The organism is Paenibacillus tepidiphilus, assembly GCF_008635795.1.
Taxonomy (GTDB): Bacteria; Bacillota; Bacilli; order Paenibacillales; family Paenibacillaceae; genus Paenibacillus_AQ; species Paenibacillus_AQ tepidiphilus.
This window is the reverse complement of record NZ_VWRQ01000004.1, coordinates 229400-254309: the sequence shown is the minus strand read 5'-3', so window position 1 is coordinate 254309 and position 24910 is coordinate 229400. Positions and strand designations below refer to the sequence as shown.

The 24910-nt window shown below is 55.6% G+C and carries 17 protein-coding genes; 6 read left to right on the top strand and 11 right to left on the bottom strand.

All coding sequences use genetic code 11. The features are described from left to right. Positions 1-3 precede the first annotated feature (3 nt). Positions 4-1155: an iron-containing alcohol dehydrogenase gene (locus F1379_RS07110; protein WP_150267880.1), complete on the bottom strand. Its 1152-nt coding sequence runs from the start codon at positions 1153-1155 to the stop codon at positions 4-6. Positions 1156-1520: 365 nt separating this feature from the next. On the opposite strand from F1379_RS07110, the gene F1379_RS07105 reads away from it, so the two are divergent. Then, positions 1521-2276 (top strand): DeoR/GlpR family DNA-binding transcription regulator, encoded by a 756-nt coding sequence (locus tag F1379_RS07105; RefSeq protein WP_150268134.1) that lies wholly within the window; start codon positions 1521-1523, stop codon positions 2274-2276. Positions 2277-2571: 295 nt separating this feature from the next. On the opposite strand, the gene gnd is transcribed toward F1379_RS07105, so the two are convergent. Both gnd and zwf read right to left on the bottom strand, forming a co-directional pair. Next, positions 2572-3465: a phosphogluconate dehydrogenase (NAD(+)-dependent, decarboxylating) gene (gnd, locus tag F1379_RS07100; protein WP_150267878.1), complete on the bottom strand. Its 894-nt coding sequence runs from the start codon at positions 3463-3465 to the stop codon at positions 2572-2574. 73 nt (positions 3466-3538) lie between these two features. Beyond that, a complete protein-coding gene (zwf, locus tag F1379_RS07095; RefSeq protein WP_150267875.1) occupies positions 3539-5053 on the bottom strand; it encodes a glucose-6-phosphate dehydrogenase in 1515 nt (504 codons plus the stop codon). Between the two features lie 204 nt (positions 5054-5257). Between zwf and F1379_RS07090 the strand changes: the two genes are divergently transcribed. Then, positions 5258-5569: a winged helix-turn-helix transcriptional regulator gene (locus F1379_RS07090; RefSeq protein WP_150268132.1), complete on the top strand. Its 312-nt coding sequence runs from the start codon at positions 5258-5260 to the stop codon at positions 5567-5569. A 195-nt stretch (positions 5570-5764) separates the two neighbouring features. Here the strand turns inward: F1379_RS07090 and F1379_RS07085 are convergent, their stop codons facing one another. Then, complete coding sequence (locus tag F1379_RS07085) at positions 5765-10564, bottom strand: LamG-like jellyroll fold domain-containing protein (RefSeq protein ID WP_162551092.1); 4800 nt, start codon at positions 10562-10564, stop codon at positions 5765-5767. 379 nt (positions 10565-10943) lie between these two features. Next, complete coding sequence (locus tag F1379_RS07080; RefSeq protein WP_150267871.1) at positions 10944-13103, bottom strand: glycoside hydrolase family 52 protein; 2160 nt, start codon at positions 13101-13103, stop codon at positions 10944-10946. A 174-nt stretch (positions 13104-13277) separates the two neighbouring features. Here F1379_RS07080 and F1379_RS07075 point away from each other — a divergent pair, with 174 nt between their 5' ends. The 3 genes from F1379_RS07075 (at position 13278) to F1379_RS07065 (ending at position 15472) form a co-directional block, all read left to right on the top strand. Beyond that, positions 13278-14207, top strand: coding sequence for an AraC family transcriptional regulator (locus F1379_RS07075; protein ID WP_150267869.1), 930 nt, complete (start codon positions 13278-13280; stop codon positions 14205-14207). Positions 14208-14307: 100 nt separating this feature from the next. Beyond that, on the top strand, positions 14308-14673 hold the full coding sequence (locus F1379_RS07070; protein WP_150267867.1) for a cupin domain-containing protein: 366 nt from the start codon (positions 14308-14310) through the stop codon (positions 14671-14673). A 52-nt stretch (positions 14674-14725) separates the two neighbouring features. Further along, positions 14726-15472 (top strand): YdcF family protein, encoded by a 747-nt coding sequence (locus tag F1379_RS07065; RefSeq protein WP_150267865.1) that lies wholly within the window; start codon positions 14726-14728, stop codon positions 15470-15472. Between the two features lie 786 nt (positions 15473-16258). Here F1379_RS07065 and F1379_RS07060 read toward each other — a convergent pair. Both F1379_RS07060 and ybaK read right to left on the bottom strand, forming a co-directional pair. After that, positions 16259-16744, bottom strand: a complete 486-nt coding sequence (locus F1379_RS07060; protein ID WP_150267863.1) for a hypothetical protein — start codon at positions 16742-16744, stop codon at positions 16259-16261. Positions 16745-16766: 22 nt separating this feature from the next. Continuing rightward, entirely contained in the window at positions 16767-17240 is a 474-nt protein-coding gene (gene ybaK / locus F1379_RS07055) for a Cys-tRNA(Pro) deacylase (RefSeq protein ID WP_150267861.1), read from the bottom strand. 179 nt (positions 17241-17419) lie between these two features. Here ybaK and F1379_RS07050 point away from each other — a divergent pair, with 179 nt between their 5' ends. After that, positions 17420-17842: a GNAT family N-acetyltransferase gene (locus F1379_RS07050; RefSeq protein WP_150267859.1), complete on the top strand. Its 423-nt coding sequence runs from the start codon at positions 17420-17422 to the stop codon at positions 17840-17842. Positions 17843-17951: 109 nt separating this feature from the next. Here the strand turns inward: F1379_RS07050 and F1379_RS07045 are convergent, their stop codons facing one another. The 4 genes from F1379_RS07045 to F1379_RS07030 all read right to left on the bottom strand — a co-directional run bounded on the left by F1379_RS07045 (position 17952) and on the right by F1379_RS07030 (position 24864). Next, on the bottom strand, positions 17952-19241 hold the full coding sequence (locus F1379_RS07045; RefSeq protein ID WP_162551091.1) for a response regulator: 1290 nt from the start codon (positions 19239-19241) through the stop codon (positions 17952-17954). Positions 19242-19443: 202 nt separating this feature from the next. Continuing rightward, on the bottom strand, positions 19444-22446 hold the full coding sequence (locus F1379_RS07040) for a glycosyl hydrolase (RefSeq protein ID WP_162551090.1): 3003 nt from the start codon (positions 22444-22446) through the stop codon (positions 19444-19446). Positions 22447-22829: 383 nt separating this feature from the next. Next, positions 22830-23141, bottom strand: coding sequence for a YolD-like family protein (locus F1379_RS07035; RefSeq protein ID WP_275262209.1), 312 nt, complete (start codon positions 23139-23141; stop codon positions 22830-22832). Positions 23142-23205: 64 nt separating this feature from the next. After that, on the bottom strand, positions 23206-24864 hold the full coding sequence (locus F1379_RS07030; protein WP_150267850.1) for a hypothetical protein: 1659 nt from the start codon (positions 24862-24864) through the stop codon (positions 23206-23208). Positions 24865-24910 lie beyond the last annotated feature (46 nt).

Below are 24910 nucleotides of genomic sequence, written 5' to 3'. Positions count from 1 at the left end.
TGATTAAAGAATTTTACGGAAAAGGGCGATAACTTCTTCCTTGGTCGGAATGAACGGATTGCCCGGTGCGCAAGCGTCTTTCATCGAGTTCTCGGCCAGCAGATCCAGGTCAACCTCGTTCACGCCCAGCTCGGACAATTTGGACGGGATGCCGACTTCCTTCGACAAGGCCTTGATCGATTCAATCACGAAGTCCGCACATTCCTTGTCGCTCTTGCCTTCGATCTGCAGGCCAATGGCTTTGGCAATATTGCGGAAGCGGTGCGGAACCACCTTGGCGTTCTCTTCTTCCACGTAAGGGAGCAGCATCGCATTACATACACCATGCGGCAGATCGTAGACACCGCCAAGCTGATGCGCCATTGCGTGGACATAACCGAGACCGGCATTGTTGAAGGCCAGGCCGCCGAGGAAGATGGCATATACCATTTGCTCACGGGCTTCAATATCCTGTCCGTTCTTTACAGTGCGGGCCAGATTGTTGAAGATCAGTTCTACCGCAGCCAGAGCCGTAGCATCCGTAACCGGATAAGCGCCCGGAGTAACCAGGGCCTCAATGGCGTGAGTCAGGGCATCCATACCGGTTGCTGCCGTCAGATCGGCCGGCTTGCCGAGCATCAGTTCCGGATCATTCACCGAAATCGCTGCCAGGCTGTTCTTGTCGACCATAACCATCTTCACCTTGCGTTCTTCATCGGTAATTACATAGTTAATTGTGACTTCGGCGGAAGTACCGGCGGTTGTATTCACGGCAACGATCGGCAGCGATTTATGCTGCGACTTATGCACGCCTTCGTATTCCTTGATATGGCCGCCGTTGGTGGCGATAATGCCAATGCCCTTGGCTGTATCCTGCGGCGAGCCGCCGCCGATGGAGATCAGATGGTCGCAGCCGTTCGCTTTCAGGAAATCTACGCCGTCGTGGACATTTTTACAAGTCGGGTTCGGCTTAACTTCATCATATACTGCATATTCGATCCCCGCCTCATCCAGTACAGCCAGCACTTTGCCGGCGATGCCGCTCTTCATCAGGAACTTGTCGGTAACCACCAGCGCTTTGCTAAGCTTCAGCTCTTTAATGTACGGAGCGATATCAGACAGACAGCCTTTGCCCATAATGTTGATAGGCGGAACATAAAACACATGAGTACTCATAACTTCAAACCAGCCTCCCGGCAATATTGGTAGCGGAACACGGCTGAACACCGGCTCCTGTATCCTCTGCAAAGTCGTGCAAGTCTCGCTGCGGCGCCGTTATCGGCTGGTCAGGCGGACTACCGCAGGTTAACCAGTCAGAGGCGCTAAATATCCGGGCATACGCTTTCAAAGGAACATCCTCATCGTAACCTCACCAATCTTTGTTGTCAACAAATAAAATATTAATTATGTTGTTTTTATTTGTATAATGTTTGTTTCACAGAAAAAACTGCTGAAATAACAGGTTATTATCTTTTATTTATTGCAAACGCAGATATTAATGGACTATATTTAATCCAGATGTCAAATGGAAGGTGATCATGATGCTGGCAGGCGAACGACGCAAAAAAATAATCGATCTCGTCCATCAGGACAAGCGGGTACTCGTTAGCGATCTCAGCCGGATGTTCGAGGTGACCGAGGAGACGATCCGCCGCGATCTGGAGAAATTGGAGAAGGACGGCATTCTCAGCCGTACTTACGGGGGCGCGATGCTCAACAGGCATACCAATGAGGATTTGCCTTTTGTTACACGGGGTGCGCTGAATACCGACATTAAACGGAACATCGCCCTGAAGGCGCTGGATCTCATTGCCGACGGCGATACACTGATGGTTGACCCCAGCTCGACCGCTCTGGAATTTCTCAAGCTGCTGGGTAACAAAAGCAATCTGACCGTGATTACGAATTCCATTCATATTCTGCATGAGTTTGCAAACTCGTCTATGGATATCGTCTCCACAGGCGGAGCCCTGCGCCACCGTTCGCTGTCACTGGTCGGGCCCGTTGCCCACGATACCATCCGGCGCTATAACGTGGACACGGCGGTGATCAGCTGCAAAGGCGTTGATCTGGCAAGCGGCATCACCGATTCCAACGAACCGGAATGCGAGGTCAAGAAGCATATGCTGCGCCAGGCCGAGAAGGTCATGCTGCTCGCGGACCATACCAAATTCGGCAAGACCGCTTTTACCAATCTGATTCCGCTCAGCGGGGTCGACCTCCTGATTACAGACCGCAAGCCTGCGGATATCTGGCTGAAGCGGCTGGCTGAAGAGAATATTGAAGTCATTTACTAGCACAAAAAAGGTATCCGCATTCCGTCCGAAACCGGCCGTTATGGGATACCTTTTCATTTCAAATCAACAATTTCCGTCGCCGTAATTGCATTCCATACAGCTATTTCGCTGAGAAACAGCTGCATCGCCGGTATAGCTGTACTTGCTACAATTATTTATCCGGAAACTCCTGTTAACGATAGAATCACCGCTTAATAAATGTACGAAGTGCAGCTATTCCGTAGAATTGGCTTTCTCAAGCGCATATAGATGTACAAAATGCAGCTATACCTGACGGCTGCCTGGCTACTACTAGTCAGCTCTTCTCTACGGCGTGACCGCCGAATTCATTGCGCAGCGCGGCGACGACTTTGCCCGTAAAGGTGTCATCCTCCAGCGAACGGTAGCGCATAAGCAGCGACATCGCGATTACAGGTGTGGCTGCCTGCAGATCGAATGCCGTCTCCAGCGTCCAGCGCCCTTCTCCTGAAGAGTGCATCACCCCGCGGATTTCATCCAGCTTCGCATCCTTGGCAAAAGCGCGCTCCGTCAGCTCCATCAGCCAGGAGCGAATCACGGAACCATTGTTCCAGACCCGGGCCACCTGCTCGAAGTCGAAATCATAGCCGCTTTTATCCAGAACCTCGAAGCCTTCCCCGATCGCTGCCATCATCCCGTATTCAATGCCGTTATGCACCATCTTCAGAAAATGGCCGCTGCCCGATTTACCGGCATACAGGTACCCGTTCGCAACAGCCGTATCGCGGAACAGCGGTTCGGCGATGGTCCAGGCCTCCTCATCCCCGCCGATCATGTAGCAGGCCCCGTGACGTGCCCCTTCCATCCCGCCGGACGTTCCGGCATCGAGGAAGTAGATTCCGTGCTGCTCCAGCTCACCATGGCGGCGGACCGATTCCTTGTAGTGCGAATTTCCGCCTTCAATCACAATATCGCCCCGCGAGAGCAGTGGCGTCAGCTCAGCGATGACCGAGTCGACAAACTGATGCGGCACCATAATCCAGACAACGCGCGGCGCTTCCAGCTTACCGACAAGTTCCTCCAGTGAGGATGCGCCTTTCGCTCCTTCATTTGCTATTCCTTCCACGGCAGCGCTATTTACATCATAAGCCACAACGTCATGCCCGTGCTCCAGCAGGTTGAGGCTCAGGTTATATCCCATTTTGCCCAGCCCGATTAGTCCGACTCTCATTGGCAGATCCCTCCTGTTGTAATATTAACCTCATCTGTATCATGCAAACTGTTTCTTCCTTAATAAGTATAAATCAAGCTCCCTGGCGGATCGCCTCTGGATCTTTCGCAGCGGCTGGCGGCGCTGGTTCTTCATCCAGCCACCAGTGAGCCTCACCCAGCAGCGCATCCGCAGCAGCAGGACCGTGCGATCCGGCAGCATAGTCATGAAGCGGCAATTCACCTGCATCAACGGCGTCGATGATCGGCTGAACCCACTGCCAGGACAACTCAACCTCATCCCAATGGGCGAAAAAGGTAGCGTCTCCGCGCAGCGCATCACCAATCAGATTCTCATATGCCTCCGGCATTCCGGGATTCCCGGAATCGTGGCGGATGCTCACCGGCTCAAGTGCGCCATGCCGCCGGGGGTCCTTCGTATTGAGCTGCAGCGACAGCCCTTCTTCCGGCCCGATATTTATGACCAGCAGATTAGGCTCAAGCACGGTTCTGTTCTTATTGTGGACATCGTTCAGCGGCTCCTTGAATTCGATCACGATCCGCGTAGACTTCTCTTTCAGCCGTTTGCCGGTACGGATATAGAATGGAACACCTTCCCAAAGCGGATCATCAATGAACAGCCGGGCGGCGATATAAGTCTCATTCTGCGAAGCGGCGGGAATGCCCGGCTCAGAGGTGTAGCCCGGAACCGGCTTCCCTTTGATCTCGCCGGCAGCATATTGTCCGCGCACTACATGCCGGGCAAGCTCCTCCCTGAGCAGCGGCAGCACGGAGGCTATTACATGGCGTTTCTTCCTGCGCACCTCCTCGGGTGTGCTGCCTTGCGGCAGCTGCATCGCCATCATCATCAGCAGCTGCAGCATATGATTCTGGAACATATCGCGCAGCGCCCCGGACTGATCATAATATCCGGCCCGCTCCTCGACACCGACAGTTTCAGCGGCGGTGATCTGAACATTAGCGATATAACGGTTCTGCCACAGCGCCCGCAGTACCGGATTGGAGGTTTTCAGCACCTCCAGATTCTGCACCATCGGCTTACCGAGGAAGTGGTCGATGCGGAAAATCTCCTCCTCACGAAAGGCCGCGCCAAGACTGTCGTTCAGCTCACGGGCCGACTGCAGATCCCGGCCGAACGGCTTCTCGATGATGAGCCGCTTCCAGCCTAGCGTATCCCCAAGGCCGCTGCCTTGAATATTCGCGGCGATCGGTGCGAAGAACTCCGGGCCGACGGACAAGTAGAACATCCGGTTCTGCGGCAGGCCCAGCTCCTGCTCCCGGCGGATAACATGCGCCAGCAGCTTCTTATAATCTTCAGGATGGCCGACATCCAGCACACTGTATTCAAAAGCAAGCAAGAAACGCCGCAGCTCCGGCGAATCCTCCGGCGCGCGCCGGGAGAAAGTACGCAGTGAATCCAGCACCTGTGACTGGAACGTGGCATTACTCCATTCTCTTCTGCCCAGACCAATGACGGAAAGAGGACCGGAAAGCTTGCCATCTATGAACAAATTATATAGCGCAGGGAATATTTTGCGTTTGGCCAAATCTCCGGTGGCGCCGAATAGGATAAAGGTCGATGATTCCACTTTCATTCCTCCTGTAGTTATATTTTGTTTATATGGTTACTTTAAATTACTCGCAAACTTTTACTTCACCCATCATACGACCGTAAATTCTTTCCGTCAATATCATTTTGACATTTACAAAAAGTTATTATTTTCACGAAGTCTTTACTATGCTATAGTTAGTTGACTATTAATAATAACTATTAAGGCGGGGTATGTATGACTATGGACGACGTTAAGCCCCTCTTTTCCAAAGTGGAGCATGTGCATCATCTGATCGGCAAGAAATGGGTTAATCTCATTGTCCATGTTCTGCTGGAGGAACCAAAACGGTTCAGCGAGCTGCACACCATCATTCCGGAAATCAGCAAACGGATGCTGGGCGAGCGGCTGAAGGAATTGGAAGAATGCGGACTCATCCGCCGCGCGGTGATCCCTGAACGTCCTGTGCGCACCGAATACTCCCTGACGGATAAAGGCCGGGAGCTGGGTGAAGCGCTGGGGCATGTGGAGCTGTGGGCCATGAAATGGCTATAAGCCCCCACTTCACCCGATTCAACTCACGGTACGGGTTAGATAGACCTCCATTCTACACACCAGTAGCAAGGCACTGACGTAACGCACAAAAACAGAGCAGCGATCCTCGGAAGCCGGGGAAGGCTGCTCTGCTTATTTTTCATACTAATTCTCGTATTGAACGATCTGGCCTAACATTGACGCTGCGGCTGCTGTTTACTCCACGGCGGGCTGCACCGCTTCATACTCTGCAAGCACTTCCTGCGCCGTCCGCACATCGTTATACACTTTCACTTCATCGATCATTCCTGTAAACGGTGCGTCCCAGTAATTGACACCGAGCGCGAACACCGCATTCTTGCCGGTGAAGATATCCGGGAATTTGCTGCCGGAGAATTTCTCCACACCATTGATGTAGACCTTCACATTCCCGTTGTCCACCGTAAACGCCACATGCGTCCATTCTCCTGCCGGAATCCGCATTCCGGTTACAGCGTCATACCATGCTTCGCCGGACCAGAGAATGGTTTGTGATTGTTCCGTAGCGTTGTTTTGCGGCACGAAGCTGATCCAGCTGTTGCCGGAAGCGGCTCCGAAGAATGTTGTTACATAGCCCTGCAGCTTGTCCGGCTTCAGCCACATGGATACGGAATACGTATGGCTGTCAATAAGCCCATCCTCAAGACGGATGCCCGAAGCTCCATCAAAGATAGCCGCCTGCCCGTAAATCCCGTCGCCGTAAGTAATGTTCCCTACCGTCGCATTGTTCAGCCGGTCGCCGGTAATCGTTCCATCCACGGACATCCCAAGTGTATCCTGCAGATTGCCTTCAAAAGCAAAATGAGCCACACTGCCGTTCGTCGTCACCTTATAGGAACGGGATACCCCGCTTCCATCGGCAGCCTTGGCGTTGATTATTGCTTCACCTTCGCTCAGTGCCGTCACCGTTCCGCTAGTGCCATCCACGGCAGCCACCTCCGGTGCGCTTGAGCTCCATACCAGACTGCGGTTACCGGCATTGGTTGGCAGGACCGAGAATTCCGGCGTAAAAGTCTTGCCTACAGCCAGCGCTTTACTGCTCTTGGCCAGCAGAATGTCGGTAACCAACAGCTCAGGATCCGGTGTGCCGTTTACCAGCCAGTCAATAACTTCCGGAGGCAGAGCCGTATCATAGATTCGCACAGAATCCATCCAGCCGGTGTACGGATTATCCCAATAATTCACGCCCAGCGCGAATAGCGTATTCCCGCCGGTCAGTTTATCCTTAAAGCCTGTGCCTGTATATTTCAGCACGCCGTTAATATAAAGATCGACTGTACCTGAACGGTATGTGAACGCCAGATGGCTCCACTGTCCCGCCTTGATCTGCTGGCCTGAAGCCGCATCCTGGTAAGGCTCGCCGAACCACAGTCTGGTCGTCGCCCCGGTGTTGCCGTACGGCAGCAGGCTCAGCCATTGGCTTGGCGACTGGCCGGCAAAGAACGCCGTCGTATACATTTCCAGCTTCTCCGGCTTCAACCAGAGGCTTACGGTATACGAGTCATCTGTAATCAGATTGTCCGGAAGACGCACGCCGCCGCTGCCGTTGAAATAAGCGGCTTGTCCCGTTTTGCCCTCGGCATAGGTAATGCTGCCGCCGGTATTATTAATCCGGTTACCAGTGACTGCCGCCTCCGGCAGAAGACCCGCCGCATCGGCAAGATTACCCTCGAAATCGTATGCGGCCACCAGATTCTCTTCCAGCGCACCGGCGCTGCTCAGGGCCAGTACCGTTACCTGATATGTCTTCGTAACCGTCGCGTCTCCGACCTGGATAGCCGCAGTCAGCGTAACCGCTGCATGGCTTGCCCCTGCAGCCGGCCGGTTCACCTGTCCGTTCGCATTGACAACGGCGTCATCGGAGGAACTCCATGTAATTACGGCATTATGCGCCCCGCTCTCCGGCAGAACCAGATTACGGTACACAGCCCCCGTATCACCCAGGTTAATGCCGGCGGCTACATACTCCGCCTTCTGCTCATCGCTCAGGTTCTCCAGGGCGCTGCCCCATACGGCGATGCCCAGCTCGGACATGGCGGTGAAGGTCATCGCTTGCTGCTGGCGCGTTGAATCCCACTGCTTGACGAATACGCCTTTGTAAAGACGCTGCACTCCCTCGGCTTCATCGATCAGCAGGTGGGCATAATAATCGCCCTTCAGCTCCCATGTACCGGTAACTGCCCCCGAGATGCTTCCGTCTGCATTCAGGTTGACTTGCACCGTCGATTTAACCGTGCCCGATGTATCCTGGCCATGGTTAACGAACTGGTAAGGTCCGGCCAGCTCCGTCTCCTGAACGGCTTCGAGCGCTTCACCCGTATACCGGTGCACTGCCAGAACCGGCCAGCCGTCCTCGTTCATGAACATTTGATGGACCCGCACCTCATGCGCTTCGCCCTGGAACGGGAAGCGGGCATGGAAGAAGTTGAAGAGCTTGCCGCTCTCCGGATCAATATCCACGGAGTTATGCCCCGGTGATGCATATCCGTAAGTCTGGAAATCCGGGTCACCGTTGATATTGGTGAACTGGAAGTTGCCCAGCAGCTTGTTGCCGATGGCCGAATGATCGGCGTTCGTAGCCAGCACACCGCTGTGGCCGGCCGCATCCAGATACGGGCCGTCCGGCTGCTTCGCACGGAATACGCGCATATTGTAGCCGCCGTCGGAAGCAAGGCCGCCATAGGTTACATACATGTAATAATAATCAGTACCCGGATCGTAATTGATATAAGGGCCTTCGCCTGAGCGGTGGAATCCGCCGGAAAGCTTGGTTCCGAAGTAACGGTCAATAATACGGCCGTCTTCGGTAGTGCCGTCTTCACCGGGATATACCGGCTTGCCGGTGGCCGGGTCGACCGGCAGAATGAAGATGCCGCCGGACCAGGAGCCGTAGGTCATCCAAAGCTGTCCGTCCTTGTCGTAGAACAGCGTCGGGTCGATGGCATTAGTATAGACCATATTGTTGTATGAGCCGTTCGCATTGAACCAGGCCGGATTCGGTCCGTCCAGTGTCCCCTCCTCCACCAGCTTGGCGATGTTGGTATTCGACCAGATTTTGTCGACATTGCTCTTGTCGTCCTTGGCCGCTTCCTTCGTGAATCCGGAATAGATCACCGTATCGCCGTACGTATAAGGACCTTCAATATCCTGAGATACCGCGAATCCGATAGCGGAGCGGATATAGGTCGAGGAGGCGCTGTAATACATCATATATGCGCCTTTGCTGCCGTCTTCGTTAATGTAATCGGCATTCCAGAATACATCCGGCGCCCAGATGGAGAAGCCGCCGCTGCTGTCGGCATCGTTCTCGCCTGCCCATTTGAAGGACTCGGCCAGGTTGGCCGACAAGTCTCCGAAGATGGCGTTGCCCGGTGTGGTATAACCGTTGGTGAATCTGCTCCAGTTCAGCAAATCCGCCGATTTCGCCGCCTCGATATGCGAACCGAAGACATAATAAGTGCCGTCCTGATCCCTCGCTACCGACGGATCGTGCACCGATACGTTACTGAACGCCGGAGCGGTCTCCTGCGGCTCAGGCTCCGGTGTTGCGGTAGCGGTCGCTGTCGGCGATGCCGATGCTGTTGCCGTTGGCGATACTGTCGCTGTTGGCGATGCTGTCGCTGTTGGCGCAGTTGTCGGTGCCGGAGTTGCACCCGTGCCCCCGCCGCTGCCCGGATTGGCCGCTGCGGTGGCTGTGGCCGACGGGGTGCCCCGCTTAATAACGGCGGAGTATTTCTCGTCATACTTCACCTTGCCGTCACCTTGAAGATCGATTCCATCAGCTGCCGTTACGATCAGGTTGCCGACCTCGGCACCGGCGTCCACACGCAGCACGCCTTGCTTGCCGAAGTTCACCTCCAGGACTGATCCCTTCGCCAGAATCACCCGGGGTTCACCGGATGCCGACATTTCCAGGCTGTCAAAGCTGCCGCTAAGCTGGATTACAGACTGCGGCGGCAATGCTTGTGTAACGGTCACTTTGCTGAAGCCCGCACCCGTCAGAGAAGCTTCCTCCTCCAACTGGACGCCGGAGAGTGCCTGCACTATTGGCACGGCGCTCGCGCCTTTGGCCACAATGCGCAGCTTGCCGTTCTTCTTGGCCGCCACCAGCGAGGCAGCCACCGTGTTGTTCAGGGTAACGCTGTTGGCGCCGCCGCCGGTAACGATAATTTTGCCGCCGACTTTGACGTTTTCCAGTAAGACATCGCCTTCACCGACCCCCTCGGTAAGATAGAGATTGCCCGAGATGCTGGAATTCCGCAGGACAACGCCGGATGAGTTCACGACCAGGTTCCTCGAGGTCAGCCCGTCATAATCGCCGCTGATGACCACAAGCTCCCCGGCAAGCTTACCGATCATCCGCAGCGCTTCCGCGCGGGTCACCGGGCGTGCACCCTTAAAGCTGCCGTCCTCGTAGCCGCTCAGATAACCTTCGCCGAGCATGGAGAGCACTGCTTCCCGGCTCCAGTCCGGCAGCTGCGCCGCATCGGCGGGGTTACCGGCAGTGCTGCCCGTTTCCAGCCCGAATTGCCGGAACAGCATCACAGCCGCTTCCTGACGGCTGACGGATTGCTGCGGCCGGAAGGTTCCGTCCTCATACCCCGAGACATAACCGGCAGCAACGGCTTTGGCGATATCGCTGTATACCGCATTGCCCTTGGCTACATCCGTGAAATGAAGCTCCGCCGCCGTCTGCAGCTTGAACACCCGGTTAATCAGGCTGACCCATTCCGCCCGTGTAATATTCTGGTTCGGCTTATAAATGCCGTTGCCGTACCCGGACAGCAGTCCTTTGTCGACCCAAGTCTGAAAATCACTTTGCGCCCAGTGCCCGCTGTAATCCGCAATCTGATGTAGCCCGCCTGGCACACTCTGTGTGTAATCGCTTACATTATTCGTTGCCGCCATGGCCGGAGCCGGGACCAGCAGCAGGAATGCAAGCAATGAGGACGTTACCTTTCCCGTCGTTTTATTCACTTGTATTAGCCTCCGATTCCGCTGATTTTGAGGTTGTCGTGTTCTGCCTGCGCAAAAGACAAGCCAGCTGAGTGAAGTTTCACCTCCCAAGCATGCATATAAAACCGTTTTCATATTTCCATCAAAAAAACGCTCTGACCTCTCTTTAGTTTAATTATATATAAACTAAATAATGTGAGAACGCTTTCTATATCACTATATTAATAGGGTTATAGCGTAATAGTCAATTGGAATTTTACGAATATATATAAATCTTTTTAATTCTTTATATAGTATAAATTTTAGCTTCCTTAAACAGCAAAAAAATACAGCAAAAAAAGCAGCCCCTCCGTTAACCTTGAAGGAACTGCTCTGATGCGGCTGCCGGTGACTGCAACCGTTATGCGTGAATCCCCGTCTCCGTCTCCGGCTTCGGCGCTCTCAAGGCGGCTGTTTCCTCCAGCCAGAGGATGGCCGTTACACCGCGCGGGTAGTATTTGCTGCCGGTAATTAGGCCGGAGATAATCTGATCGCTCCAGCTCCAGACCGATAATTGCGGATGGGTGAGCCATTCGACATGCGCCCGGTCCGCCTTCCGGCCAGCTTCATCCCATTCCAGTCCGAGAATTTCTCTGGCGATGAACTGGCACAGATAAATTTTGCTCAGCCAGCTGTTGTTGCTGGTGGACGAGATTTTCCAGCCCCCGTCTTCGAACAGGCAGACGCCTTGAACCAGCACAGCCTTCAGATGACGGTCCAGCGCCGACAGATAATCCGCGAACCGTCCGCCTTGCTCCAGCGCTTCCTTACAGCCGGTAAAGTATGGGAAGATCAGGCCTTCAATTGCCGGAATAATCCGGGAATCATTGCCCTCGCCGATTACTGCCGGAATGTATCCCTCTTCCGTTACATGAGATACGATGGTAGCCGCGCAGCGCTCCGCCTGAAGTCCAGCCGTCTGCGCTGCTTCCTCCAGCCCGAAAGCGCGGAATATTTTCTCCATGGCCAGATAGGCCGCCCAGCATTTACCGGCAAGATAGATATTGTTGCGGGCCTGGCCCAGCGATACGTCCAAGGAATCATAAGTGGTGATCTCCGCACCGCCCATCGTCCGGGAGCTGTCAAGCCCCATTACGCCGTTGCGCTGCTGCGGGTCCGGATGGTCACGGTTCAGCATACTGGTCAGGCAATCCTCCAGCACCGGCAAATTGCGCTGCATCCAGTCCCGGTCACCGGTATGCTCCTGATAGACGGCTGCCGTAAGCACCCAATTCACCAGTTGCTCATGGGTCATATGCGAGAAGCAGCCGTCGATGCCATACCGCTCATAAGAAGAATAGCCCGGACGGGAGACAGCGTTGGCTACGCCCATATCGTGGGTAAAGCTGATCCCGCCCGGATATTCTTGCGTATCACCCGGAAAACGCACCGTATCCACATAGCTGAACCTGCTCACGAACATATCGAGTTCATTGCGCACCGTCCAAGGGTTCATCCGCAGCTCATAAAAGACCTGATCGACCGTCAGATCGAATGTATTCATCATCCGGTATTCGCCTTCATTGACGATCCAGAACGGCTTGCCGTCATAGTCCAGCAGCTCAGTGGAGCCGTAATAACTGCGGATAGCGTGAATCAGCATAAACCGCTGATCCCCGCTGAGCCCGCGGCCCTCTAACAATTCATCCGCTTTCAGCGCATGCGCCTTCAGTTCATCGAACCGCGTCAACGCATGCTGCGCCACCGCTTCCACGCTCTTGAAATACCGGTTGTAGTAATAGGAGGCGTCCATCCCTGTCGTCACATAGCCACTGCGGTGGAACGCGACCGCGAAGCGGAAGGTTTGGCGAGTTCCTGCCGGGACGTCCAGCACCATGGTACCGATACGTCCAAGACCAAACGTCCAGTTCTCCTCCAGCTCGGCATTCAGAATGTCCTCCAGTCTGAAATGCAGTGCGGACCGGGCCGTTCCGGCCTGCGCAGCAATCGCCACGAACCGCCCTTGGCCTACTCCGGTCAGCTCGGCGGAGACATCGTCAAGACGCCGCATTGCCGTGTAGGGATCATTGCCCTGAAAGCCGAAAAAAGCTCGCCGCGTTTCGGCACACTGCGTATTATCCACCTCAAGCTCCACCAGCACTGCCGGCAGCAGCACGTCCTTCAGCTCCTCCTCCGGAGCCTGCTCCGGATCGGGTACCGGCCGTACCGGCGACAGAATACGGAAGGTCAGGTCTCCGGCCGTCCAGGTGTCGCTGCCCAGCCTGAACTCGCGCGTAATCTCCCCATCCTTATAGGGATGCAGTATCTGGGCCTTTGCCGGCTGGTGGTCCGGGTTCTCGACATCGTAGCGCTTGCTCTCATCGTCGCCGATATGCTCATGAAACGGCAAGGTGTCATAGCCGCTGCCGTCCCGGCGCTGCAGGCCGACAAAGATATTCTGGTGCGGCGGCCTACCCTCTTCCAGATCGAAGCCGCCCCCGGCTCCCTTGAAGCCTAAGGTGAAGCTTGCAAAAGCGCCGATCGGCGAATGATGAGCATTGTAGAACAGATTATTGGGCATTTAAGTATTGCACTCCCTCCGGTTGGTTCCCGGCCAGCGCCGGGCTATAATCCAATGTTAGCTTCCCGCCGGAAGGAGTAACAGGGCAAAAGCCGTCTAATATTTGGGCAAATCAAACATGCTGGCCAAGTATGCTATAATGGAACATATTTCATCAGAAAAAGAGGACTGCGCGTGAAGAAGAACCAGCCCGGCATCCTGCATTCCATCGACGGACGGATGTCGCCGGACATCCAGGCCGCTTTTCATATCTACTCCTCTCATTGGCGTAAAGTCAATTCGTACTGGCGGTACCCCGAGCATACGCATCCGAGCTTCGAGATTAATGTCGTCCTGCAGGGAAGCCAGCATATGGTGGTCAATGGCCGCGACTATGTCCAGAAGAGCGGAGATATACTGTTCATCCGTCCGGGCGTACCTCATTCCAGTCTCGGTGCGGAGGACGCCGGCGACATGACCTATTACTGCCTGCATTTCGATATTGACGATCTGGTGCTGCGGCGGGCACTGATGACGCTGGATGCCGTCAGTCTGGGCGGCGGTACGCCGGAGATGGAGACCATCCGTGCTGCGCTGGATACGCTGATTGCCTCGGCCATTCTGGCGGCCGATACCGACCCCAAGCGGAGCCGCATGCAGACGCTGCGCGCAACGCTTGGACTGTTCACCGCACTGTGCGGCTGGGCCCTGGCCGAGACGGCGGACGATCCCCGCCGCTCCCGTTCGGATGCAAGCGAGAATACGCTGGCGCTGGCGAACACGATCGAAGGCCTTCTGCAGGAAGCGGTGTTTAACGCTGCGGCTACCGGCAGCAGGGGCGGCGGCATCGAGACCATCGCCGCCAGACTGGGCTACAGCCCGAACCATTGCAACCGCGTCTTTCAGCAGGTCTTCGGTATGTCGCCGCGGCAATACTTGTCCGATCTGATTATCCGTCACGCCAAGCTGCTGCTGCTCGACAACAGCCTGTCCGTGGAGACCATCGCCCTGCGGCTCGGTTACCGCGATGTTTCCCATTTCAGCAAGCAGTTCAAGCGCTGGACCGGCCAGCCCCCGATGGGCTTCCGCCGGCTGACCGCCGAGCAGGATACAGGCAAAGACTGACCATCTCGGCAATATTTTTACCGGTATTATGTATTGGTACTTGCTGACACTTACGTTAGAATTACCGGCAGTCTCCATTTCCGTTATTCAAGGAGGACTCATGAAAATATATACGTTCGGCCAAGCGGCCGGACAGCCCATCCACGCCTTTGATTCCAGCTTCATCATGTCGCGCATTGTCCGGACGGAGGAGCCCGCCCATATCGGCTGCATGCATCTCGAAGCGGGCGGCCATATCGGGCGGCACCGTGCGCCTGTTCCCCAGCTCCTGCTGATCGTCGCCGGCGAGGGGCAAGTCACCGGTGAAGCCGGGCTTACCCGGAACGTCTATCCCGGTGATGCCGTCTTCTGGGAGCAGGACGAGTGGCATGATACGAAGACGGAATCAGGTCTGACGGCTATAGTGGTCGAGAGCAGCGTACTTAGCCCCGCCAAGCTGATGCCCTTAAAAGTCTCAGATGTATAGGCTCCTAACACATCCCCATAAATAAATCTGTAATCGAGAGGCGGTTATCCCCCTGATCTATGTCATCAAATTTATCTATAGCTTCGTCTTGCCGCCGGGCCTGTTTGTCGTGCTGCTGCTCGGCATCGGTGTCTGGCTGTGGCGCGGCAGCCGCCGCCCTGCTATCGCATTGCTTACAGTAGCCCTGCTGCTCTATCTTTCCTCGATCAGCCTCGTTGCCGCTCCGCTGGTCGGCAGCCTGGAGCGCCGGTATGAGCAGCCCTCCGCTCTGGACGGCGATGTAATTGTCGTGCTCGGCGGCGGAGCCTCCTCCGGGACCCCGGATCTGGACGGACAAGGCAACCTGTACGGCTCGGCCGCCAACCGGCTGCTGACCGCTGCTCGCCTCTACCGCGAGAGCGGCCTGCCCATTCTCTTCTCCGGCGGCCAGGTATTCAGCGACAGCGGCAATGAAGCCGATATCGCCAGGCGTCAGCTGATCGGACTCGGTGTGCCGGAATCGGCTATTCTGGCCGAGAACCGCTCGCTGAATACAGAGCTGAACGCACAGTACACCGCCGAGCTGATGGAAGCCGAAGGATTCAGCCGCCCGGTACTGGTCACCTCGGCCTTCCATATGCCGCGGGCAATGAAGCACTTCACCGCTGCCGGACTATCCCCCCAGGCTTACCCCACCGACTATCTGGACAGCCGGGGCACCGCGATCTATCCGGGCAAATTCACCCCTTCCGGGGATGCGCTGAGTACAACTGCAACCGCGCTGAAGGAATATTTGGGCCTGCTTGCGGCCATCTTCTGAGTTAGAGCAAACAAAAAATAGCGGGCCGGCGGCCCGCTCAGACTGCCGGGCTCTCCCGGCAGTCTTACTTTTTCGTGGATGACACAACACCATCAGTGCTCACTTTTGATTTTGGTATACTCAATAAATGTATTATATAAGTTGAACTTAAGATTAGCCTGAATAAGGCCGGAAAGTGAATTAATTCTCCAGATGAATACCGCTAGTTGCTGTTGAGATCGCTGGCAGCAGGCTCTGTCCGGCTCTGTTTAGGTATGATGAACGAAAGCAACCCCTATTCAACAAGGATAAATGTATTTCGTACAACTATTTGTTAGGTATGCACCCATTTTTGAAGGATAGATGTATTTCGTGCAACTAAAATCAGCATATGGGGATCAAACTGCCCTAAAGCAAGAAGATAGATGTACGAAATGCAACTATAGCCGGGAAACGGCCTATTTAGATGAATATAGTTGTACAAACTGCAATTAGCAGCTTAGCAGCGGTTAGCGAGGTCATTAAGAGCAATAGCTGCTGTCGCCTTTAGTCATAGGTGCTCTTGGCCTTCCTTATCTATCTTATTGATTTGACCTGTGTGGAGGATGATCACGATCTACATTACAGCAGCTTACAACGATGACAGCCCGTGCTTCGCCTATCAGCTTTACTGCGGAAAGCCATCAGGCGGTGGCCGGAACCGCAACAAGCGGTATAAATCAAGAAATCTACGGACGGGAAGCGACCGGAAGTCCAATTGTTTTCTTGCGTCACGGCTAATCCCGACACAAAAATCTTTAGTTCAATCTATATAGTATCTCTTTCACTTATGTAACCCTTGCACCCCGCAGACCCGCTGCTAATATGTATGGTTACCATTAAAAGATACTCTTTATAGCTTCCTTCGGTTAAGATAACTCCATCAATCTGATCCCACACATAAAATTCATTCGCAATATAAACACCATCCTCTTTAACCCGCATATAAAAAAGGCTTGTGGTATAGAGTATGGCCGAACAAATTATCGGTGTTGACATCCCCATTAACACAATAGGCCGGAAACCGTCACCGTAATACAGACCATAAAAGCTGAGCCCGACGGATAAACAAATCATCGTTGCTAAAGCCCTGTGATAAGTCCTGTTGTTCCTGGCAAAAAACCCGCCTCCATATACCTGAATGGAATCCTTCCCATTACGCCGCTTCCATAAGGGCAGCCCGCGTATAAACACATAATGAATGATGATCACCGCAGGCAAGCCATACGCCAGGATTGGTAAAAGTTCTTCCATCGCTAAACCGCCTCTCCGGCCGCTATTTCACCAAATCACAAAACATTCCGCCGACCATTCCAGCCAGCTCCCCCGGAGCCACCTCCATCTGCAGGCCGATTTTGCCGGCGCTGACGGCTATGGTATCCTGGAGCTCCGCGCTTTCCTCAATAAATGTCGGATACAGCTTCTTCATTCCTACCGGCGAGCAGCCGCCCCGGACATATCCGGTATATTTCAGCAGGTCCTTCATCGGCAGCATTTCAATCTTCTTCTCCCCCGCCGCTTTGGCCGCTTTCTTCAAATCCAGCTCCTCGCCAACCGGGATGACGAACACATACAGATGGGCTCCGCTGTGGGCGACAAGCGTCTTGAACACCGTCTCCGGCGGCAGGCCGATCTTCTCGGCCACTGCGGTTCCGTGGATCGCCCCGTCCTCATTGTCATAGCTGTGTACCTTTACTTTAGCGCCACTAGCCTCCAGCAGGCGAAGCGCGTTGGTCTTGACTGTCTGCATCCTTCTCCGTCCTTCCCGTACCCCAGCCAGTCTCCGCTGGCTGCCGAACATTTCTAACAGTATAATGCACGCGCTGCGCGGCGGGCAACCATCTTTTGACAAGCTGGCGGCACCGTGCAATAATCTGAGAACAGCTAAGATAACAGCGTCCGAAGCAATCCCAATTATGGAGGTGTGGAATGAATATAACGGAAGCGTGGATCGCCAAAGAGAACAGCAAGGTCAGACCCAAGCTGCTGCAATATAATCTGGCACAAGCCGCAGGCAAGTTGAGCGATGAAGTGGAGACGGTCGAGCTGACCCTGCTTGATGACAGCGGGGAAGTGACGGCCGGCCTTACCGCATCCATCTACTGGCGACAGATGCACGTGGATTTTCTGTGGGTCGATGAATCGCTCCGCGGTCAGAGCATCGGCACGAAGCTGCTGGAGCAGGCCGAACAGCTTGCACGCAGCCGCAGCCTGCGGTATATCCAGCTCGAAACCTTCAGCTTCCAGGCACCCGACTTCTATCAGAAGCTGGGATACACAATCTTCGGCGTGCTGGACGATTCCCCCTATGACGGAGCCAAACAGTATTATCTGAAAAAAGAGCTGCGTTAACCGGACCCAGGTCATCATACATAAGCTGCAACAGCCCCCGGCACGCCTGCCTGTTACAGGCGTGCCGGGGGTTATTTCATTCGTTAGCCGCTGCCTCGCGCACTGCAGCTCAGAGATATCTCCGGTAATCTCCGGGACTGACACCGAAATGGGCCTTGAACTGCTTGCTGAAATGGGACAGATTTTTGTAGCCCGCCCGCTCTGCGGCTTCGTATATTTTCAGCTTCGGATCGGCCAGTAAGGTCTTCACCCGTTCCAGCCGCCGCAGATGGACATAGTCGGAGAAATAAATGCCGGTCTCTTCATAAAAGATTCTTCCCAGGTGATTGGGCGAGAAGGAGAAATGCTCTGCCGCGTCCCGCAGCAGCAGACGGTCTGCCAGATGCTCGTCGATATAAGTCTTCATCTCGGCGATCAGCTTGCGCTTCTTGCCTTGACGCTTCCGCTGCTGCTCCGGAACCTCGGACCTCCGGCGCTTGAGCCGCAAATTCATCCCGTGGCTTCCCCGGAATGGGGCGTGCCGCCCTGTATCCTCCTCGTCCGTCGCCAGCTTCAGTGCTTCCTTGGCTCCCTGGAAGGAGCGGTACAGCTCTCCCGGATTCGCTACAATCGGGCCATACCCGATGGTGACGGCAATATTCGCCTGCTCCGCTGCCAGCTTGATCAGCCTTCCGAGACGGCCGCGTTCATAGTCTTCCTCCAGAATCAGGGCGTAGTGCAGCGGGTCCACCCGGCAAAAGAGGATCTGCTCTTCCGCGCTGAATTGCTCAACTGCAGCCTCCAGTTGGAGTCCTTTGTGCAGCAGCGCTTCCTGCCCGGGACAGGCTCGCTTCCGCTGCATGCCGTCAGGGCCAAGCAAGCCGGTATAAAGCCTGGCTGCGGGCCAGATCAAGCCGCTCCGCGCTAGCAGGGAGAGCATTGGGCTGGCATCCCGGCTGTCTACCAGCAGCCGGCTAAGCAGCTCCCGCCGCAGCAGCGGCTGCATCTCGGCATAATCGCGCTCCAGCCGTGCAGAAGCCCTTTCGCGGTCAAGCTGCTGCCGCACCCCTGTCAGCGTATGGTACAGCTCACTGCCGTTGACCGGCTTCATGACATAGCCGGAGGCATTCAGCGCAATCGCCTGTCTGGCATAGCTGAAATCCTCCTGGCTGCTGATGAACACAACCTTCAGTCCGGGGCTATATTCTGCTGCCCGGCGGGCAAGCTCGATACCGGATATGCCCGGCATCCGGATATCCGTCATCAGAATGTCCACCGCTTCGGACCTCAGCACTTCAAGTGCTTCATTTGCGCCGCCTGCACTGGCGATGACTGCCAGTCCCAGCCCTTTCCAGTCTACCAGTCTCTCCAAACCCTTAAGATCAAGCGGATCATCATCCACCAGCAGCACTGTATACATGCCTATCCCATCCTTCAAACCGAAATAGCGGAAACCAGGGATTCGGTCAAAAAAAGAGCCACTGCTGCAAATCATGCTATATTTTATTTTATATAGTAAAAAAAGGGTATCCCTGTGTCCAGTATACCCTATGATTGCCGGCCGGTTCTATCTTTAAATTTCATATTTGCGCAGTCAACCGAATCCGGTTTCGGAGCAATGCTCAGGACCCGCCGGGCAGCTTCACGGCCCTGACGTTGTCGATATAAAGTGTTCCGCTGCCCGGCGTGCCGCTGCCTTGGGCGATATAGAAGGCGAACTCCTTGATGGAGCCGGGATCAATGACGCCGTTGCCGCCCGTCGACCATCCCGGGCGCACGAAGGAGCTGAACGGCAGCGTTATCTGAACCGGCGCAGTTCCTTGTATCCGCAGGCTCGCTTCCCATACCTCTCCGTTCGTCTCATGAAACTGCACGGCCAGCTGACGGTTCGATCCGTCCGGCTGCAGCCAGAAGGAGATGGCCTCCATGCCGGGCCATTCCTTGCCCATGGAGCGGTAGAAGCCCGCATAACCCGGATTTCCGACGGTATAATCCAGCTTCAGACCATAGGTGCCCTCGCTTAAGTGATACGTGTCCAGCGTGACGGTTGCCGCATTGCCGGAGACGTTGCGCTGCCACTTGGCCCGCAGGCTGCCGTTTGAGCTGCCGTAGCCCTCAAAATCATCAATCAGATAGCTGTCCTGCGGCGGCGGCACATACGGGCCGTTCCCCGTCTCACCGCGGTTCACGGCCCGGGGATGGCTGTAGACAGCCTGGATGGCGCTCAGCGAGTTTTTGTCGGACAGGTAATTGGACCAGGTCATGAAGTAGGCATAGCGGGGCTGCTTCTCCCGCAGCATTTCCATATCCGGCAGCTCTCCGTTCTCTCCGACGGCAATAATCCGCCCGCCGCTTAATTTGTTCAGCTTAGCGTAATAGGAATCCCGGAAATCGTTGTTGTAGATATCCATGGCCAGCACATCCACTTCATTATGGCCGGGGTAATACGGCTGGGAATCATAAGCCCAGGAGCTCTCGGCATTCGGGCTCCAGACCCACAGCAGATTGTTCAGCCCGTGAACCTGAGTGAACCGCTCATACATATTGTGCCACAGCTGGCGGAACAGGTCCGGCCGCGCGCCCCACCAGAAGAATTCGGCGTTCATCTCATGGTAGGGCCGCCACAGCACCGGAATGCCGGCATCCCTCAGCTGCGCCAGATACCCTGCCACTTCGTCCATCTGAGCTGCCCAGATCTCATATAACGCTGTTCCGGGGGTCACGATATCCGCCATCTGGGCGGGAGTGACATCGCCCGTGACACTTTCCCAGCCGGAGGTTGCCGGGTCTGTCGGCCTGATCTGATGGTAGGTCAGGGTCACAATACTGCCCGCCTGCCCCTGCGCAATCGCTTCATCAATCATTCCCTGACGAAGCTCAGCCAGATCTCCCCCGATATAGTAAGCAAAATCCGAGCCCCATATTGCCGGGTAATATCCCGTCAGCTCAGCCGCAGTATCATACCACTCGGACGGTGCTTCATAATAATTATGCTGGCCGGTATATACGGCATGGCCTACGGTGGCATACAGCCGGTCCAGCAGCGCGGCCGCTTCCGGACTTGCATCCGGATTTACCGGCGACATCGTGCCGGTCGTTGCCGAGGCAGCCGCCGGCGGAGAGACAGCGGTACCTTCACTGACCGCACGCAGTTCAAGCTCATATACCGTTTCGGGAACCAGCCCTTCAAGCTTGTAGCTGTAAGCTGTCTGTCCCGGGATATAAGGAATGGTCAGCGTACTCCACGCGCCGGCAGAGACCGGCTTATAGCTTAACCGGTACTCCCGGACACCGAAGGGTCCGGATGATGCCAGCCATTCCAGATCTGCCGATACGCCGTCGACACCGGTTGCGGTGAAGCCGGCAGGTAGACCCGGCGAGAGATCGGCCGGGAGCTCCGGCAGCCTGCCGACGAATACATCGTCAAGCATCAGCTCCGCAGTTCCGCTGTTGCCGGCTTGAAACGTCAGCCCCACGCTGTCTTCACCGGCCGGTATCACCTGCTGCGTCCGGCTCCAGACCGCCGCAGGGTCTGCCGACAGCGGCACGACAGCGGCCGTACTGCCGTTATAGACCGCTACGCTAACGGTTGGCGGATGCGGCGGCGCCGCTGCCGAGCGGCTCCAGAACGAGACCAGGTATGAGCCTCCGCCCGTTACCTGTATCTCTTCCGCAGAGACCGCCGCACCGCCGGACAATTGCAGCGCGTATTGTCCGCCGTACGTACCATAGGTTACAGTCTGTACGGTTCCGGTAACTGCCGCCCACGGCAGTGTATTTCCGGTCTCGAACCCGCCGTTGTTCACCAGATTGCTTCCCGGCGTCGCTTCCAGCCCCATTACAGCCTCAGAAGTATTGCCTGCGGTATCCTTGGCGCGCAGCATCACTGCGTAAACTGAATAAGGCTCCAGATTCTGCAGCGTGTAGGTATAGCGGGTTACCGTCTCCAGGTGAGGAACAGTTACCGTGCTCCAGTCCGGATCATCGCTTTTCTTGTAAGACAACAAATAAGAGTCGACGCCCATATCATCGGTGGAGCCGTTCCAGTCCAGCTCAAGTGCGTCCGGCTGAGCCCTGCTCTGCCAGGCGCCGGGTGTTGAAGGCCGCTCAATGTCGACGTTCTCCCGGATTACCGCATCGTCAATATAATAATCCTTGCTGGTGCCGTTCCAGAATGACAGCCGGATATGAGCTACGCCCGGACCCGGGGTATACAGCAGCTGGCGGTACTCCCAGCCCGTCGAACCCGAGAAGGTGAGTCTCTGCTTGCCCTGCTGCGTTCCGAAGTAGTCCATATCCACGGTGGCTGACGTCACCCCCGTTCCGGCGAATTTGACCCACAGCCCGATCCGGTAAGTCTTGCCCGGTACTACCGGAACCGCAGCCGAAGCGCCGCCCGTATTCCGCTTTACCAGCAGACTCTTGGCGCCTCCGTGCTTCTCCGCTGTGGTTACTGCAGGTGCCCCCCACTTCTCCCAACCTGTATCCCCCGCTTCAAATCCGGGGTTGCCCAGCAGATTCTCGCCTGCAGCCAGAAGCGGTGCAGGCGTCCAAACGATTGATGCCACAAACAGAGCGATGGCCAGCCAAGCATGGAACCAGGTATTGCCCGTTCGTGCTGCCACTTTAATCAGGCCTCCATTTGATTGTGCCGGTTGAAATTCGATGCGTGCATCGTCCGGCTCCTCAAATGTAAGCGTTTTCGTCTTTGGCAGCAAGAAGCCGCAGCAACGAAAAACTTGCTTAATCAACGATGTTTATGTCGGACCATGTTCATTATTCCCGGAGCGGAAATAGCGAAGCTCAAAACAGGATATCCGCCCGCTGTACAGCCGCCAAAAGCGCGTTTTGCAACAGAATTCACAAGACATAAACCGTCTGCACAGGCCTAAAAACAGCAAGACTCCATACAATTATGGAGTCTTGTCTTCGGGCGTTTACCCGATATTCTATTCGCATAGCCAGCTCAGCAGTACATCCATATTTTGCCACACCGCAGCACCCGCAGTTAATCCCGAGGGTAGTTCAGCGCCATGATATCCATAAAGGGCACTTTGATCATTGCCTCTTCCTTGCCGACATGCACCTTACCGGTCCGCGGGTCCATACCCACAATCGTTCCCCGCACCGGCTCCTCCAGCCCCCAAACCGTGAGCAGCACCTCCGAGGCCTCGTGCATAGCTTCTGTCAGCTGGTTGCCGATTTCCTCCAGTACAAACTCATCTCTTGTAGGGCGTTTAGCCACTTTCGCTTTTGCCACGCTATTCCTCCAGTGTTGTCCTCTCCAGGAATTAAGCCATATAAATGCTCCTTCAACCATTATACCATGGCATGGCTTATCATCAACCTTTCAGGCGAACAGAAAGAACAGCCGTTATGTCCGTCTATACGGTATAATCTGCAAAAGTAACCGGAACACCATTCAACACCGCCTCAGACCCGCCGGTACCGTTCATACGCAAACTCAGCCGCTCATTCCACCAGTTGCGGTATTCAGCTTCCATTCCGGGGTCTGCTGCAAAAGCAGGCAGCCGTTCGCCCATGATCTTGGCAAACCCGCTGACTCCGGCAGCTCCCCGTTTTGCAGTCTGCTGCGCAGTCAACGCTTCCACTACAACGCCTGCTGGTCCCTCAGGCAGGGTAACCTGCATGTATTCTCCGGCTTCACGAAGCTCATACGGGCCGGACAGAAATACGGCGAAATAGACCTCCCCGCATCTGCCGAACAACGCTTGCTGCTCCTGTATCCATTCCCCCTGCGGCAAAATACCGACTACCGCTTCGCCGCTCTCTTCCGGAACCGGAAACAGCGTAAGCACGGTATTCTGATGATACATGACCTCGGCATACCCGCTCTGATGACGCGGATCGCCTTCCCTGTAGCCGGAGCCCGGGTGGAAGAAATACAGCCGGTTGATGTTACCGTCGGCAGTTACAGGCAAAGAGAAGCTCCAGCGGAGCTGTTCATTGTCGAACTCTTCCGCCCGTTCCCACACACCGCCCGCAGCGACTTCTCCGGTAATATACGCATAGGAGTGCAGCGGCCCCTGCGTCTTCGAAGCAGCTCCGGCCGGGTGTACCAGCTTCTTAAGTTCTCGGGATACCCGCCGGTTGAGCGCGGTCCGCCGGGCCGCTTCCGGCGCTTCGTAGAACAGGAATCCGGCATATTCCGTACGCGGCATTGCCGCAGGCAGCTCGAAGTCGCCGAATTGCACATAATCATGCAGCACATTGCGGTCGGCGGGAAGGTCATGCGGCCAGCCTCTGGAATGGGCCCCGACCCAGGCTCCGCGCATGTACCATTCCGCCCGTATCTGCCAGAGCTGATCGAGCACAGCGGAGAGCATCCCGCGGATTTCCGTGTCCTGCTCCAGCTCCCAGGCGCAGGTGAAGGCTTGAACCCAATGCCAGAACCAGGGCAGCGCGCCGTATTCAGGCATCCCCAAGGTGCGTAGCCGTTCCAGTGTAGCCGCAAGGCTCCGCTTGCCGTCCTCTCTCAGCTCTTCATCTGCGAACAGCTGCCCGAAGATCAGCTTGGCCGCCGTATATTTGGCCTCATGATGATTGAAGGCCGCCAGCGGCTTGCGGAAGAATCCGCTGCGGTAAATATGGCCGATTGCCGTGTGGAAAGCCACTCTAAGCCCGGCGTTCATATCTGCCCCGTAACGGGCCCAGAACCATACCATCAGACTGCCCATCAGCTCGGCAGGAAGCTCATGAAAGCCGGCCTCACGCGGCACCGGATCAAGATTCAGCGGCCAGTGTCCATAGAGCGCTGTGCCGGGTACCCTGTTCTGCAGCAGCACCGTCTCCAGCAGCACCGCCTCCGCTTTGCGCTTGGCGCCTTCCCGGTCAAACGGCAACTCCAGTGAAGCATCTCCCGCTGCCGCCAGCAAATACGATGCATAATAGAAATTGTTCCGCACATCATCATGAAACCATAATCCGCTCGGCAGCAGCTGCCGGCCCTCTGCGGCAACCGCCGCAGCCCATATAATTTCTTGTCTGCGTTCCCGCGGCGTACGATCAAACGCCTCTTCCATCGCGGTTCACTCTCCCCTTAATTCTGTATGTTCATTGGCTAACGCT